The sequence below is a fragment of the Myxococcaceae bacterium JPH2 genome, assembly GCA_016458225.1.
Lineage (GTDB): Bacteria > Myxococcota > Myxococcia > Myxococcales > Myxococcaceae > Citreicoccus.
Map to the genome: position 1 here is coordinate 96120 of JAEMGR010000012.1, position 12979 is coordinate 109098.

The 12979-nt window shown below is 71.0% G+C and carries 13 protein-coding genes; 7 read left to right on the plus strand and 6 right to left on the minus strand.

Annotated features, from left to right (window positions below; genetic code table 11):
* Positions 1-79: 79 nt before the first annotated feature.
* Positions 80-313: a hypothetical protein gene (locus JGU66_19900; GenBank protein ID MBJ6763036.1), complete on the minus strand. Its 234-nt coding sequence runs from the start codon at positions 311-313 to the stop codon at positions 80-82.
* Positions 314-443: 130 nt separating this feature from the next.
* Here JGU66_19900 and JGU66_19905 point away from each other — a divergent pair, with 130 nt between their 5' ends.
* Positions 444-1211 carry an arginyltransferase gene (locus tag JGU66_19905; GenBank protein ID MBJ6763037.1) on the plus strand — a complete coding sequence of 256 codons (768 nt, stop codon included), beginning with the start codon at positions 444-446 and terminating at the stop codon, positions 1209-1211.
* A 4-nt stretch (positions 1212-1215) separates the two neighbouring features.
* Here the strand turns inward: JGU66_19905 and JGU66_19910 are convergent, their stop codons facing one another.
* Entirely contained in the window at positions 1216-1998 is a 783-nt protein-coding gene (locus JGU66_19910) for an alpha/beta fold hydrolase (protein MBJ6763038.1), read from the minus strand.
* Between the two features lie 312 nt (positions 1999-2310).
* Between JGU66_19910 and JGU66_19915 the strand changes: the two genes are divergently transcribed.
* The 3 genes from JGU66_19915 (at position 2311) to JGU66_19925 (ending at position 6445) form a co-directional block, all read left to right on the plus strand.
* Positions 2311-3474 carry a GNAT family N-acetyltransferase gene (locus JGU66_19915; GenBank protein MBJ6763039.1) on the plus strand — a complete coding sequence of 388 codons (1164 nt, stop codon included), beginning with the start codon at positions 2311-2313 and terminating at the stop codon, positions 3472-3474.
* Between the two features lie 26 nt (positions 3475-3500).
* On the plus strand, positions 3501-4646 hold the full coding sequence (locus JGU66_19920) for a glycosyltransferase (GenBank protein ID MBJ6763040.1): 1146 nt from the start codon (positions 3501-3503) through the stop codon (positions 4644-4646).
* 110 nt (positions 4647-4756) lie between these two features.
* Complete coding sequence (locus JGU66_19925) at positions 4757-6445, plus strand: glutamine--tRNA ligase/YqeY domain fusion protein (GenBank protein ID MBJ6763041.1); 1689 nt, start codon at positions 4757-4759, stop codon at positions 6443-6445.
* Between the two features lie 36 nt (positions 6446-6481).
* Here JGU66_19925 and JGU66_19930 read toward each other — a convergent pair whose 3' ends face one another.
* Together JGU66_19930 and JGU66_19935 are read right to left on the minus strand one after the other, a co-directional pair.
* On the minus strand, positions 6482-6973 hold the full coding sequence (locus JGU66_19930) for a GNAT family N-acetyltransferase (GenBank protein MBJ6763042.1): 492 nt from the start codon (positions 6971-6973) through the stop codon (positions 6482-6484).
* A gap of 137 nt (positions 6974-7110) precedes the next feature.
* Positions 7111-7617 (minus strand): DUF3592 domain-containing protein, encoded by a 507-nt coding sequence (locus JGU66_19935; protein MBJ6763043.1) that lies wholly within the window; start codon positions 7615-7617, stop codon positions 7111-7113.
* Between the two features lie 212 nt (positions 7618-7829).
* Here JGU66_19935 and JGU66_19940 point away from each other — a divergent pair, with 212 nt between their 5' ends.
* Positions 7830-8663 carry a 3'(2'),5'-bisphosphate nucleotidase CysQ gene (locus JGU66_19940; GenBank protein MBJ6763044.1) on the plus strand — a complete coding sequence of 278 codons (834 nt, stop codon included), beginning with the start codon at positions 7830-7832 and terminating at the stop codon, positions 8661-8663.
* 4 nt (positions 8664-8667) lie between these two features.
* On the opposite strand, the gene mug is transcribed toward JGU66_19940, so the two are convergent.
* A complete protein-coding gene (mug, locus tag JGU66_19945; GenBank protein ID MBJ6763045.1) occupies positions 8668-9168 on the minus strand; it encodes a G/U mismatch-specific DNA glycosylase in 501 nt (166 codons plus the stop codon).
* Positions 9169-9386: 218 nt separating this feature from the next.
* On the opposite strand from mug, the gene JGU66_19950 reads away from it, so the two are divergent.
* Together JGU66_19950 and JGU66_19955 are read left to right on the plus strand one after the other, a co-directional pair.
* Positions 9387-10349, plus strand: coding sequence for a 1-phosphofructokinase family hexose kinase (locus JGU66_19950; GenBank protein MBJ6763046.1), 963 nt, complete (start codon positions 9387-9389; stop codon positions 10347-10349).
* Between the two features lie 73 nt (positions 10350-10422).
* Positions 10423-11679, plus strand: coding sequence for a DUF2029 domain-containing protein (locus JGU66_19955; GenBank protein ID MBJ6763047.1), 1257 nt, complete (start codon positions 10423-10425; stop codon positions 11677-11679).
* Here JGU66_19955 and JGU66_19960 read toward each other — a convergent pair.
* On the minus strand, positions 11648-12925 hold the full coding sequence (locus tag JGU66_19960; protein ID MBJ6763048.1) for an amidohydrolase family protein: 1278 nt from the start codon (positions 12923-12925) through the stop codon (positions 11648-11650). The two genes, JGU66_19955 and JGU66_19960, sit on opposite strands and share 32 nt — an antisense overlap.
* Positions 12926-12979: the final 54 nt, after the last annotated feature.

Here is a 12979-nt window from a genome sequence, read left to right on the forward strand (position 1 = left end):
CGCAGTTGAATCACTGGCGCGGGCCTGCGCGTGTCGAGAACACGCGCGGCCGTCACGCCACCACGCAACGACTCATGCCTCAGAAGCTCGCGACCCCGAACTCCAGTGGGTCAAACGCCTCGGGCGGGTTGATATCGACCTCGATTCGCGCCGCGACCGCGAAGAGCGAGCGCGCGTCGAGGGCCGCATCGTTGGCCGGGCGCGGGCGACGGGACGCGCGGAAGGCCTCACGCGCCCGAGTGTTTTCGCGGGGTTCCCAGAGGCGGTTGGGGCCGGAGGGTGCCTGCCAGGACTGCATGCTGTCACGGGCCATGTTCGTTCCCTCGCCGGTGCGGCGTGTTGCCGTGAATCTGTGCAGGCTTTGTGCCAGTCAAAACCAAGGGGGCGGACACGCGCTTCGGGCGCGATGGCGCCCGCGCGTCGCGCCGGGTAGAGGACTGCGCATGGCCCTCCTGCTGGCACATGACGTCGAGCCTCCTCGCCCGTGCAGCTATCTGGCGGATCAGGAAGCCTCGCTGGAGAACCTGGTGATGCGCGACGTGACGCCCGAGGAGTACGAGCACCTGCTCGTGCGGGGGTGGCGCCGCTTCGGGCCGCTGTACTTCCGGCCCGCGTGCGTCACCTGTGAGGCGTGCGTGTCGCTGCGCATCCCCGTGGAGTCATTCCAGCCCAATCGCAGTCAACGCCGCGCGCGGGCCGCGTGCGCCCACCTGCGGGTGGAGGTGGGTCCGCCGCGCGTGGACGCGGAGCGGCTGGCGCTCTATCAGCGCTGGCACGCCGAGCGAGAGGCTTCGCGCGAGTGGGAGCCGTCGGCGCTCACCGCGCGCGACTACTCGCTGCAGTTCGCCTTCCCGCACCCGTCCGCGCGCGAGGTGGCCTGGTACGACGACAGCGGCGCGGAGGGGCCTCGGCTGGTGGGGCTGGGGCTGTGCGACGAGACGCCTCGCGCCTGGAGCGCCGTCTACTTCTTCTTCGACCCCGAGCTGTCGCGCCTGTCTTTGGGCAAGGCGAACGTGGTCTTCCAGGTCGAGCTGGCGCGGGCCCGGGGCATCCCCCACGTGTACCTGGGCTACCGCGTGCTGGCGTGCGCGTCGCTGCGCTACAAGGCCACGTTCCGTCCGCACGAGCTGCTGGAGAGCCGGCCCGCGTTCAACGCCAGCCCCACGTGGCGCGTGGCGCGGCCCGAGGAGGGGACCGCGCCGGAGTCGTGAGCCGTCAGCGCAGCAGCGCGGCGTCGAAGAACTCGCGCAGGTGCTTTTCGTACTCGGCCGGCGCCTTCACGGCGTACTCGCCGTGGCGCGCGCCGGGGACGACCCAGTAGGACTTGGGCTCGCACGCCGCCTGGAAGATGGAGTCCTGGAGGAAGGCGGGCGCGTAGGGGTCCACGTCGCCGTTGATGAGCAGCAGCGGCCGGCCGCCGAGCTGACACAGGTGCGAGACGGCATCCACCGCGTCCACGTCCACGCCGGCCCAGCGCATGGTCCACAGCACGGGCTGGGTGCTGAGCGGACCCCAGCGTCCGTAGCTGTAGTGCGCGTCCGCCGTGAGCGAGGGGTACGAGCCCGAGGCCGCGACCGCGCGCAGCCGAGGATCCGCCTCGGCCCCGAGCATGGCCACCGTGCCGCCCATGGAGAAGCCCAGGACGCCCAGCCGAGTCGCCTCCACGTCCGGCCGCTTCGCGAGGAAGTCGACCGCGGCACTCAAATCCAAGCGCTCGCGGTCACCCCACGTCACCAGCGCGTCCGCGCTCTCGCCGTGCCCGCGGAAGTCCAAGAGCAGCACGCCGTAGCCCGCGCGAGCCAGGGCTCGGGCCTCGAAGAGCATCTGCTCGCGGTTCTCGCCAAAGCCATGCAGCAGCACCACGGCGGCCCGGTTGCGCGCGCGTTGATACCAGCCGCGCAACGCCACGCCGTCCGAGGCCCGCAGCGTCACGTCCTCCAGCGACGCGAGGTCCGCGTCCGGCGCGGGCTTGCTCACCGCCTTGCGAGCCGGGTGCATCAGCGACTGGGCCAGCCGCACGTTGCGATAGGGAATGGCGACGCCCGCGGCCAGCAACAAGAGGGCCAGCGCGGTGAGGACGAGTCGAAAGGAAGTCGAGTTCTTCAAGGTGGGCGTGGCCTGGACGATATACCCACCTCGCGATTGGACGGGCTTTGAGCGCTCAGCTCGTTCAGGAGGGAGGGCGGGGTAATCGAGACCCTGGGCTGCCTTGGCACGCTGGGGGTGATCCGCTAGCTTGCCCCGCGGTCCTGGGGGGCGCACAACCCGAAGTGCTCTTGCCGGACGCGACTCGGAGCTGTGGTGGCCCTGATGCAACTGCGTGTGGACAAGGTCGAAACGGTGGAAGGGCTGCACGCGCTGCGCTCGGATTGGCAGCGGCTGGCGCAAGCCCATGGGGGCGGAGTCCCCTTCACCACCTGGGAGTGGAACGCCACCTGGTGGGCCCACTTCCGCGAGCGCCGCGTGAGCGTGCGCGACGGCCTCTTCGTCCTCGCGGTGCGAGACGCCTCGGGCGCCCTGGTGGCGGTGGCGCCGCTGATGCGCACCGAGCGCCCCGGCATGGGCCCTTTGCGCGCCCGGGTGCTCCAGTTCTTCGGCGCGGATCCCAACGTCACCGAGCTGCGGGGACTCGTGCGCGACCCCGCCCGTGAGCGCGACATCTACGCGGCCCTGGCTGGCTACCTGCGCGAGCACGCGGATGATTGGGATTGGATGATGTGGAGCGGGCTGCGCATGGACGGGGACGGGGCGCGCGAGCTGGCCGCGCTGGCGCCGCTGTCCGCCACGCGCGAGGTCCCCATGTTCACCCTGCCGTTGGAGGGGAACTGGGAGGCCTTCAAGTCCACCCGCTCGCGAAACATCAAGGAGTCGCTGCGCAAGTGCTACAACTCGCTCAAGCGTGACGGGCACGCGTTCACCTTCGACGTGGCGCGCGAGCGCAACGAGGTGGCGCACGCGCTGGACACCTTGCTGCGTCTGCACCACGCGCGCTCCACGGCCACGGACACGGTGCAGCACCGGGATGTGTTCGACTCGGTGCAGGCCAGCGGGTTCTTGAAGGAGCTGTGCGATCGGCTCTCCACGCAGGACCGCGTGCGCGTGTTCCAGTTGCGCATCGCGGGTGAGGTGGTGGCCGCGCGGGTGGGCTTCGTGCTGGGCTCGACGCTCTATCTCTACTACTCGGGCTATGACCCGCGCTGGGGCGACTACAGCGTGATGACCACCACGGTGGCCGAGTCGCTCAAGTACGCCTTCGCGGAGGGCTTCCAGGTCGCCAATCTGTCCACCGGCCGCGATGTGTCCAAGACGCGGTGGAGCCCGGACGAGACTGTCTACCACGAGGCGCTGCAACTCTCGCCGGCGCGCCGAGGACAGATGGCCTTCGCGACGTATCGACGCGTGCGCGAGATGCTGGACGACGAGCGGGTCCAGGGGTGGGCCCGTCGGTTCCTCGCGCGGCGCGCGGGGACTTGAGCCGAGACTCCGGGAGCGCTCAACGGATGTTGCGACAGCCTGCGCTCAGAGCGGCCGGCAAGCGCCGCATCCTCTTCACCCTGGTGTACCTGGGGCCCGGTGGCATCGAGCGCTCGGTATGCAACGTGCTCGCCGGGCTCGACCGCGCCCAGTTCGACACCGCGCTCTTCTTCCACCACGGCCCTCCACCCGAGGGCCACCGCGACCGCATCCCGCAGGACACCCAGGTGTCCTGGGCCACCGAGGGGGCCTACCGCCGGCTCAACCTCCCGCGCTACCTCTGGCGGCTCCTGCGGGAGGCGCGCAAGGCGGACGTCATCGTCGCCGCGCAGGAGGGCCGCGCCACGCTGCTGGCTCGGCTGGCGGGGTGGCTCTTGCGCAAGCCCGTGGTGGGGATGATCCACTTCGACTGGGGCGCGTTTCATCGCGAGCAGCGCAAGCGCCAGCTCTGGGGCCTGCGCGTGCTCTACCCGGGCATGTCCCGCATCGTGTCGTGCGGGCATGACTCGGCCCGGTCCTTCTCGACTTTGGTGCACGTGGACCCGCGCCGCCTCCAGGTCATCCCCAACTTCGTCCACGGGGAGCGGATCCGCGCCGCGGGCGAGGCACCGCTTCCGGACTGGGCCGTCCCCATCTTCCAGAAGCCCGTGGTCATCGCCGTGGGGCGGCTGGAGCACCAGAAGGCGTTCGACGTGCTCGTGCGCAGCCACGCGCTCGTGCGCAAGGCGGGGGTGGACCATCACCTGCTCATCCTCGGGGTGGGGGCGCTGGGGGAGGCGCTCAAGGCCCTGGTGAGGGCGTTGGGCGTGGAGGACTCGGTCTTCATGCCGGGCTTCGCGCCCAACCCTCACGCGCTCATGCGCCACGCCACCGTCTTCGCCCTGTCCTCGCGCTTCGAGGGCCTGCCCATGGTCCTCCTGGAGGCCCTGGCGCTGGGCTGCCCCATCGTCAGCACGGACTGCCCCTCCGGCCCGGCCGAGGCGCTGGATGGGGGGCGGGCGGGGCTGCTCGTCCCGGTGGACGCGCCCCAGGCCCTGGCGGACGCGCTGATGAAGGTGGTGTCGGACCCGACGCTCCAAGCGGAGCTGGCCTCCCGGGCGCGCCAGCGGGCCGAGGAGCTTTCCGCCGAGCGGGCCCTCAAGACCTGGGATTCCCTGCTGGCCTCCGTGTGAACTCCCAGGCACCCGGGTGGAATGGGGCGGGGGCGCGACGTGGGACGGACGACGCGGAATGTCAGGAATCCCTTGCGGGGTTGAAGAGGGTTCAACAGGATTCGCCCATCATGACGACGAGCAACGAGACGCAGGCCCGCAACTTCCTCCAGGAGATTGTCGCGGAGGACAAGCAGGCCGGGAAGTACGGCGGCCGGGTGCACACCCGCTTCCCGCCCGAGCCCAATGGCTACCTCCATATCGGTCACGCGAAGGCCATCTGCATCAACTTCGGCCTGGCGCAGCAGTATGGCGGCAAGTGCAACCTGCGCCTCGACGACACCAACCCGCTCACCGAGGACACCGACTACGTCGAGTCCATCCAGCGGGACGTGCGGTGGCTCGGCTTCGACTGGGACGACCGCAAGTTCTTCGCGTCCGACTACTTCGAGAAGCTCTACGCCTACGCCGAGCAGCTCATCCGTCAGGGCCAGGCCTACGTGTGCAGCCTGACCGCGGAGGAGATCAGCGAGTGGCGCGGCGACTTCACCACGCCGGGGCGTGACAGCCCGTATCGCAACCGCACGGTGGAGGAGAATCTGGACCTCTTCCGCCGCATGCGCGCGGGCGAGTTCCCGGACGGCAAGCACACCCTGCGTGCGAAGATCGACATGGCGTCGCCCAACCCGGTGCTGCGCGACCCGCCCATCTACCGCATCCGTCACGCGCACCACCACCGCACCGGCGATGCGTGGTGCATCTACCCGCTCTACGACTTCGCGCACTGCCTGTCGGACTCCATCGAGGGCATCACCCACTCCATCTGCACGCTGGAGTTCGAGAACCGGCGCCCGCTCTACGATTGGATTGTCGACGCGCTGATCAAGGGCGACCGCCCGCACCAGTACGAGTTCGCGCGGCTCAAGCTCACCTACACGGTGATGAGCAAGCGCAAGCTGCTCCAGATGGTGGGCGACAAGAGCGTGTCCGGCTGGGATGACCCGCGCATGCTGACCATCAGCGGCCTGCGTCGCCGGGGCTTCACGCCCGAGTCGCTGCGCGACTTCGCCACGCGCATCGGCGTGAGCAAGACGGACAGCTGGATCGACATGGGCGTGCTCGAGCTGAGCATCCGTGAGGACCTCAATGAGCGCGCCCCGCGCGCCATGGCCGTGCTGCGCCCGCTCAAGGTGGTGGTGACGAACTACCCCGAGGGCCAGACGGAGCTGCTGGAGGTCGCCAACCACCCGCAGAAGCCGGAGCTGGGCACGCGGCAGGTCCCGTTCTCGCGCGAGCTGTTCATCGAGGCGGATGACTTCCAGGAGGTCCCGCAGAAGGGCTTCTTCCGGCTGGCGCCGGGCAAGGAGGTGCGCCTGCGCTCGGCGTACTTCATCAAGTGCGAGGAGGTCATCAAGGACGCCGCGGGCAACGTGACGGAGCTGCGCTGCACCTATGACCCGGCCACGCGCGGCGGTGACTCGCCGGATGGTCGCAAGGTGAAGGGCACGCTGCACTGGGTGCCGGGCAACGCGCCCACCGCCGAGGTTCGCCTGTACGATCGGCTCTTCTCCGTGGAGCACCCGGACAAGGACAAGGACCGCGACTTCAAGGAGTTCCTCAACCCGAACAGCCTCGAGGTCATCACCTCGGCGCGCGTCGAGCCGATGCTGGCGCAGGCCGCGCCGGAGTCGCGCTTCCAGTTCGAGCGCCTGGGGTACTTCTACGCGGACCCCAAGGACTCCACCGCGGGCCGGCCCGTCTTCAACCGGACCGTCACGCTGAAGGACTCGTGGACGAAGGAGCAGGCGAAGGGCAAGTAGCCCTCGCCGGGCCCGGGGCGCGCGAGTGCCCCGGGCTCACTTGCTCGGTGCCGAAGTCTCGCGCGTCATCTCCACCATGGTGGGGCGCCAGCCGAGCCGCGCGAACACCTTCTGCGCGGCCTCGTTCTTCGCGGCGGTGGACAGCACGATGCGCGGCGCGCCCAGTGCCGTGAGCTGCTTCACCATCTCCTCCACGAGCAGCCTGCCGGTCCCGGTGCCTCGCGCCTGTTCCTCGACCCAGAGGTCGTGCAGGGCGCCGTGGCGGTCCAGCAGCATGTTCCAGTCCACGCCCTCGACGCGGCCGTAGCAGTAGCCCACCACCGCGCCGCCCAGCTCGGCCACGAGCACCACGGCCTCCTGGGGACGCTGGGCTTCCTTGCCCAACCACCAGCGATAGCCGGACTCCACGTCGTCGGGGAGCATGAAGCGCTGCGAGTCGAAGTCGTGGTGCTGGCGCGCGAGCGACGCGCCCATGCGGCCCAGGGCGGGCGCGTCGGAGGGGGTCGCGGGACGCACGATGACGGGCATGTGGGGTCCTTTCAGGTTCCTCGCGACGCTGCCACGGAACCCCACGGGGACCCCACTGTCTTGTGCCTTCGCCGTCCTCGCCGAGACAGTCGTCGGTGTGCCTGCGCGAGGGCGCAGCCGTCGGAGTGCCTGCGCGGTTAGCGCGCGGCGCCGGCTCGGGCGGGCTGCTGCGTGCGCTTCTTCTCCTTGCGGCTCGCTCGCGCCATGTCGAGCAGGCCCGCCGCGGCCACCACCGCGAGCGCGGCGCCGCCCAGCGTCACCACGTAGTTGGCCACGCCCGCGCTGCCGCACTCGACGCAGGACACGGTCGGATCCGAGGGCTGATAGTGCAGGGTGAGCTTCGCGCCCGAGGGGTAGTGCCGGGTGTAGTACTGCGCATCGGCCAGCACGCCTGAGTCATTGCCACCGAAGGACAGGGTGTCCGAGGTGAACACCTCGGAGCCCACCGCGTAGCGGTAGCGCACCTCGGGGTGGAAGCTCACGGAGCGCTTGCTGCGCAGCGTCTCCACGGTGGAACTCGTCACGGTGCCCTCCACGGTGGGCCAGCCCGGGCTCACCTGGGACCGGTACACCATGCGGCCGCCCGAGAAGGCCAACCCGGCTCCGAACACCAGCAGCATCAGCCCCATCAGCCACTTCATCATCGTCGGCAGTCCTTGTTGCTCCCAGGTGCCCGGACCCAGGAGACGTATCCCGCAGGTTGTGCAGGCGTCGGGCCACCTGGGCCTCACTCGGGGGGGCGGGCGCGCGGGGCGCAAAGGGCCGGGGCAATGTGCCCCGAATGGGGCAATGTGCCCCAGCTTGTGAGCGCCTGGGTTCCCCCTGACAGGGGAGCAGGGCAGACTGCCGGGCCTCCATGTCCATCCTCGATCGTGAACTCGAAATCGCCCGGCGCATCGCTCGCCAGGCGGGAGACATCCTCCAGCAGGTCTACGCCACGGACTTCTCCGTGCAGGCCAAGGAGGGCGGCGCCGGCCCCGTCACCGTGGCGGATGAGCGCGCCAACGCCTTCATCGTGGGCGAGCTGCGCAAGGCCTTCCCGGGGGACGGGGTGGTCGCGGAGGAGTCCGAGGACGCCTCTGACGCGAAGCGCTTCGATCGGTGCTGGTACGTGGATCCGCTCGATGGCACCCAGGAGTTCGTCAAGCGCAACGGCGAGTTCGCCATCCACATCGGGCTGGCGGTGGCGGGCAAGGCCGCGGTGGGCGTGGTGTACCGGCCCGTGGGCGACACGCTCTTCGCGGGCGTGGTGGGGCAGCAGGGCTTCGTGGAGGACGCGGGCGGACGTCGCGCGCTGCGCGTCTCGGACGTGGCCGAGCCCTCGGAGCTGCGGCTCGTGGTGTCGCGCTCGCACCGCTCGGCGCTGACGGATCAGGTCGTCCAGCGGCTGGGCATCACGCGGGAGAAGGAGTCCGGCTCGGTGGGACTCAAGTGCGGCCTGCTCGCCGAGGCGCACGCGGACCTCTACATCCACGTGAGCGGCAAGAGCTACCGCTGGGACAACTGCGCGCCGGAGGCGGTGCTCCGCTCGGCGGGCGGCATCCTCACGGACCTGGGCGGCGTGGCGTATCGCTATGACGGCTCGGAGCTGCAGAACCACCGGGGGCTCCTGGCGTGCAACGCCGCGGCCTTCCCGCGCGTGCAGCCCGTGGTGGAGCAGTTCGCGCGTGAGGCGGGCATCCTGAAGTAGGGCGTCAGGGCGACATCGCGGCCTGGTGCAACTCGGCGTAGAGGCGCGCCAGGTCCGCGAGTTGGTAGTTCGCGTTGAGCCCGCTCGGGTTGGGCAGGGCCCACAGGCGCGTGGCGCCCAGCGTCTCCGGCTGGAGTCCGAACTTCGCCTTGGGCCGGTTGAACGCGGCGCGGTAGGCCCCCAGTCCCAGCACCGCGAGGAAGGTCGGCCGGTGGCGGCGCACCTTGCGCTCCAGCGCGCGACCGCCCTCGAGCAGCTCCTCGGGGGCGAGCTGATCCGCGGACGCGGTGGCGCGGTCGACCACGTTGGTGATGCCGCAGCCCCACTCCAGCAGCAGGTCCTGCTCGGAGGGGTCGAGGCGGCGCGGCGTGAAGCCCGAGGCGTGCAGCGTGGGCCAGAAGCGATTGCCGGGCCGCGCGAAGTGGAAGCCCACCACCACGGAGTAGAGGCTGGGGTTGATGCCGCAGAAGAGCACGCGCAGCCCCGGCGCGATGAGGTCCGGCATGGTGCTGCCGGTGGCGGCGAGCAGTTCGTCCTTCGTGGGGCCGCGAGGAGGCATGGGCGCGTGTCCGGGGGATGACACCCGAAGCCTATCCCTTCGCGTGCGGGACAGGCTCGGTACGCGCGGCTGGTCGAGAGGGCCACGGTGGGGCAGGCTGGGCCGCGCCCGCTCGGGCCCACTTCTGGGGCCCACTTCTGGGGCTCTCTTGGAGGACGTGCGAGATGGCGCACATCGTGACGCTGACCTTGAACCCCGCGGTCGACCTGGCGACGGAGGTGCCGGAGGTCACGCCCGAGCACAAGCTGCGCTGCGGTCCGGTGCGGTACGACCCAGGTGGCGGCGGCATCAACGTGGCGCGCGTGGTGCGCGAGCTGGGCGGCGAGTCCATCGCCCTCTACACGCGGGGCGGTCCCACCGGGCAGCTCCTGGAGCACCTGCTGGAGGAGCATGGCCTGACGCGCCGCTCCATTCCCATCGCGGCGTACACGCGCGAGAGCTTCACCGTGGCGGAGGCCGGCAGCTCGCGCGAGTTCCGCTTCATCCTTCCGGGGCCCACCCTCACCGAGCGCGAGTGGAGCGCGTGCCTGGACGCGGTGGCCCAGGTGGGCGTGGGCGCGTCGTTCATCATCGCCAGCGGCAGCTTGATGCCCGGCGTGCCGGTGGACTTCTACGCGCGCGTGGCGCGGCTGGCGAAGAAGCTGGGCGCCAAGGCGGTGGTGGACACCGCGGGCGACCCGCTGCGCGCGGCGCTGGAAGAGGGCGTCCACCTGGCCAAGCCCAACCGGCGCGAGCTGAGGGATTTGACGGGCGAGACCTCGGAGGACCTCGTCACGCAGGCGGCCTCCGCGCGCGAGCTGGTGGCGAAGGGCAAGGCCGAGCTGCTGGTGGTGTCGCTGGGCGCGGATGGGGCCATGCTCACCACGCGCACCGCGCAGCTCCACGCGAAGCCGCCTCCGGTGGAACCGCGCAGCTCGGTGGGCGCGGGCGACAGCTTCCTGGCGGGGATGACGTTGGCGCTGTCTCGCGGACTTCCGCCGGAGGAGGCGCTGCGCTGGGGCATCGCGTCGGGCACCGCGGCGCTCTTGTCCGCGGGCACCGACCTCTGCCACCGGGCGGACTTCGATCGGCTGCTGCCTCGGGTGCAGCCAGGGCCGGTGTCGCCGGGTTCGGGCGTCCCGGCGTAGCAGGCGAGGAGGGGAGCGCGGGCTCCCCCTTTCTCCGCGACAAGCGGGCGGTGGGCCGGGCAGAGTCGCGCGCGTGTCCGTTCCCTCTCCGTCCGCGCCCTCCGCGTCCCGGCTGGGCCCCTGGCATTGGCTCGCGTTCGCCGTGAGCGTGCTGCCCCTGGTGGCCTATGCGTTCTCCACCCGCCCCGGGGACTTCCCGCTGTACTTCCGGACGGCCCACGCGTTCCTGGAGGGCGCGGTCCCCAACCGCGACTTCCGCTTCGAGTATCCGCCCTATGCGTTGCTCTGGTTCGTGCCCGCCGCGTGGCTGGGCGGTGACCTGAGTGGCTTCATCCTCGCGTTCGGCTTGCAGCTCACGCTCTTCGACGCGTTCATCAAGTGGCTGCTGTTGTCCGAGGGCGTGCGGCGCTGGGGAACCTCGGCGCGGGCGTGGTTGCCGCTCGGCGCGTATACGGTGGTGAGCTGGATCCAGAGCGTCCACTACCTCAAGCGCTATGACCTCATCCCCGCCGCGCTGACGCTGGGCGCGCTGGTGGCGTTGATGCGCAAGCGCGACGCGTGGGCGGGCGTGGCGCTCTCGGTGGGCATCGTGACGAAGCTGTATCCGGTGGTCCTCGTGCCGTTCGCACTGGTGCTGTGCTGGCGGCGCGGGACGGTGAAGTCACTGGTGGGCGGGCTTGTCGCGGGTGTGCTGCCGCTGGTGCCGCTGAGCGCCGTGTGGCCGTGGTGGAACTTCGCGGCGTTCCATGTCGAGCGCGGGCTGCAGGTGGAGGCCCTGAGCGCGGGGCTCCTGTGGGCGGTGCACCTATGGGGCCGCGCGCAGGTGGAGTGGGTGCACGCGCCCGCCTCCTTCGAGCTGCATGGCGAGGCCGCCGAGGCCGTGAAGGCCGTGACGCGCTACGCGTGGGTGGTGGGCTCGTTGGCCGCCGCGGCGGTGAGCGTGCGCACGGTGTGGCGCGTGACGCCTCGGCGCATGGAGGACCTGGCCCGGCTGGCGCTGGTGCCGCTCTCCGCCTTCGTCATCCTCAACCCGGTGCTGAGCCCGCAGTACCTCATCTGGCTCACGGGGGCCGCCGCGCTCGCGCTGCTCTCCGGTCCGGTGACGCCGCCCGCGGTGCTGCTCGTCGCCGCGGCCATCACCCGAGGTTTGTGGGCCGGCAGCACCTACGGCATCGGCCTGGAGTGGCCCCACACGGTGCTCCTGCTCGTGCGCAACTTCATGCTGCTGGGCACGGCGGTGGCGTGGACGTGGGAGGTGTGGCGCGCGGCGGGGCAGGGCGTCTCGGCCGAGGTCGGCGTCAGCGGGGAACCTGCGCTCCCCCCTTCATGACGAGGCGCACCCGGCGCAGCGCGGTGATGTCCTGGGTGGGGTCTCCCTCCACCGCGACGAGGTCCGCGAGCAGGCCCGGCTTCACCTGACCCACGCGGTCCTCCCAGTGCAGCATCCGAGCGTTGACGGAGGTCGCGGACTGGAGCGCCTGCGCGGGCGTCATGCCGGACTCGACCATCATCTCCAGCTCGCGCGCATTGGTGCCGTGGGCGAAGACGCCGGAGTCGCCACCCGCGCAGATGGGCACGCCCGCGGCGAGCGCGGCGCGGAAGCTGTCGCGCTTCTTCTGGAGGGGCGCGGGCTCTGGCTCCACGCCTCGCTTCCATCCTCGGTAGAGCTGCATCGCCTCGGTGGCGGCGAGCGTGGGGCACAGGAACACGCCCCGCTGGGCCATCAGCTTCCACACCTCCGGCGTGCCGTCATCGCCGTGCTCGATGCTCTCCGCGCCCGCGAGCACCGCGCGGCGGATGCCTTCCGCCGTGCCCGCGTGTACCGCCACCGGGCGTCCGCTCGAGCGCGCCGTGTCCACGATGAGGCGCATCTCCTCCAGCGAGAAGGTGGGGCGGGCCTCGCCGTTGGGACCCCAGCGGTAGTCGCCGTAGACCTTGATCCAATCCGCGCCCATCCCCGCTTGCTTGCGCACCACGCGCACGAGGGCGTCCACGCCGTCGGCCTCGTCGGCGCCCTGGGGCACGTGCCACTCGGGCGAGAAGCCCTTGGGGCCGTAGCTGCCGGTGGCGACGATGGCCCGCGTGGTGACGACCATGCGAGGCCCCGGGATGATGCCTTGCGCGATGGCCTGCTTGAGGCCCACGTCGGATTCGCCGGCGCCCTCGGTCCCCAGGTCCCGCGTCGTCGTGAAGCCCGCTTGGAGCGCCGCGCGCGCGTGCTGGGTGGCCCGCGCCACGCGCAGCGCCGTGGGCTCCTTGAGCACCTGATCATCCCACGAGGCCTCGTTGTACGGATGGAGGAACAGGTGCGAGTGGCCCTCGATGAGACCCGGGAGCAGCGTGGTGTTCGGCAGTGAGAGCACCTCCGCGCCTGCGGGCACCGTGAGACTCTCGGGCGGTCCCGCCGCGACGATGCGCTCGCCCGTCACCAGCACGGCCCAGCCCGCGTGGGGCTTCGCGTCGACGCCGTCGAACACCCGGGCGGGGCGCAGCAGGTACGAGCGAGCGGCAGGCTGGGCCTGGACGAGCGGCGTCGCGAGCACGGCCACGAAGGCAAGGAGGAGGGAGGCGCGCATGGGAGAGTGGGGGAGGAGGGAGGCGCGATGATGGCGCGCGACCACACGGGCGGA